The sequence below is a fragment of the Bradyrhizobium sp. 23 genome (genome assembly GCF_023073295.1).
Classification (GTDB): Bacteria; Pseudomonadota; Alphaproteobacteria; order Rhizobiales; family Xanthobacteraceae; genus Bradyrhizobium; species Bradyrhizobium canariense_D.
The window spans coordinates 1-1,430 of sequence record NZ_JADPJF010000097.1 but is presented as its reverse complement, the minus strand read 5'-3'; the positions used below and the strand labels follow the sequence as shown (position 1 = coordinate 1,430).

Genomic DNA, 1,430 nt, shown 5'->3' with positions numbered 1-1,430 from the left:
TCGCTCGTAGCCGTTCGCCCGCCTGAGCCGCTTGCGTCGTTCCTTGATTTGAACGGCTATCTGCCGCTCGGCATTCCCATGCTCAAGCGGGTGTTGGCGCTCCCTGGGCACACCGTCTGCAGACGAGAACTCACTATCCTCGTCGACGGCATCGAGATGGGCGAGGCCCGCGAGCGCGATGGCCGTGGGCGGCCTTTGCCCGCATGGCAAGGATGCCACGTCCTGACGGCCGACCAGATCTTTCTGATGAACTGGGAATCGGCCGATTCTTTTGACGGCCGCTATTTCGGGCCGATCGCGGCCTCCGCCGTCATCGGCCAGGCCTTGCCAGTGTGGACAAAGGACGAATGACCATGCTTGCCTTGCTTCATCGACTTGCAGCTTCATCATGCTTCCGCGGACCGCAATCCCCTTGCTCCTTCCCGGCCAAGCTCGTCAGCAGATGCGGGCGCGCCGATGATGATCAGCTGCAAAGGCCGCACGTTGACTTCTCCCAGGCTGCGCTCGAGGCGATGCGGGCATGCCGTCCGTCCTTCCGTATCATCGTGGCATTCCTGGCAGCTTTGGCAGCTGTCGAATTGCCGTGGAGCTGTCGAGCCCAATCCGAATTGCAGGCGCCTGCTCCGCCCTCAACGTGCCTTGGCAAATTCGTCCCATATGCGGCCTTCATTGCCGAGGCGTCCCGCCGGTTTGCAGTTCCCGTGCAATTGGTTTGTGCCGTGATCCAGGTCGAAAGCAGTGGCAAAGCGCACGCCGTGTCATCTCGAGGTGCCCTGGGCTTGATGCAAATCATGCCAGGGACGTGGGTCGACCTGAGCGCCCGCTACAATCTAGGCATCGACCCCTTCGACCCCCATGACAACATTTTCGCGGGGGCCGCCTACCTGCGAGAGATGCTGGACCGGTTCGGCTCGGACGGATTTCTCGCTGCCTACAACGCAGGCCCCCAGCGCTACGCGAAGCATCTGACGACGGGGCGCGCGCTGCCTGAAGAAACCCTGGCCTACCTGAACAAACTCGAGCCATTGACCGGCATGATACAGCGCTGGCGCGATACTTCGGTCCCTGGTCACGGCACAAATTGGAAGCAAGCCAAGCTGTTCGTTCCGCGATTTTATCGCTGGTCGCGCGAACGGAGCTCGGCATCCGCTCTGCACGAAACGCCTTCATCGAAAGACGCGCTGAATTCCCACGCGACTGAACTTTTGCCCCATGCGAGTGGCCTGTTCGTGCCGCGATCGGGGAGGTGAAGTCTCAATGACGATAATCGCATCTCCTCGCATGCCATCGCAAGGTCTCGCATTTTGGAAAGTGATGAGGACGGGCGGAAGGAGCAGACCGGGGATGGCCGCCCGTAATCGGTCTCCTGCAGAACTTGCGGCGGCGGAGCAGATGGTCTGCGCGATGAATATTGCGCACACTGCACCGGC

The 1,430-nt window shown here is 61.3% G+C and carries 2 protein-coding genes; both read left to right on the top strand.

Annotated elements, in window-relative coordinates:
* Positions 1-351 (top strand): S26 family signal peptidase (locus tag IVB32_RS23245; protein WP_247411631.1); only part of this gene is annotated, 351 nt, incomplete at its 5' end.
* A complete protein-coding gene (locus tag IVB32_RS23240) occupies positions 348-1,250 on the top strand; it encodes a lytic transglycosylase domain-containing protein (RefSeq protein ID WP_247282171.1) in 903 nt (300 codons plus the stop codon). The genes IVB32_RS23245 and IVB32_RS23240, both read left to right, overlap by 4 nt.
* Positions 1,251-1,430: the final 180 nt, after the last annotated feature.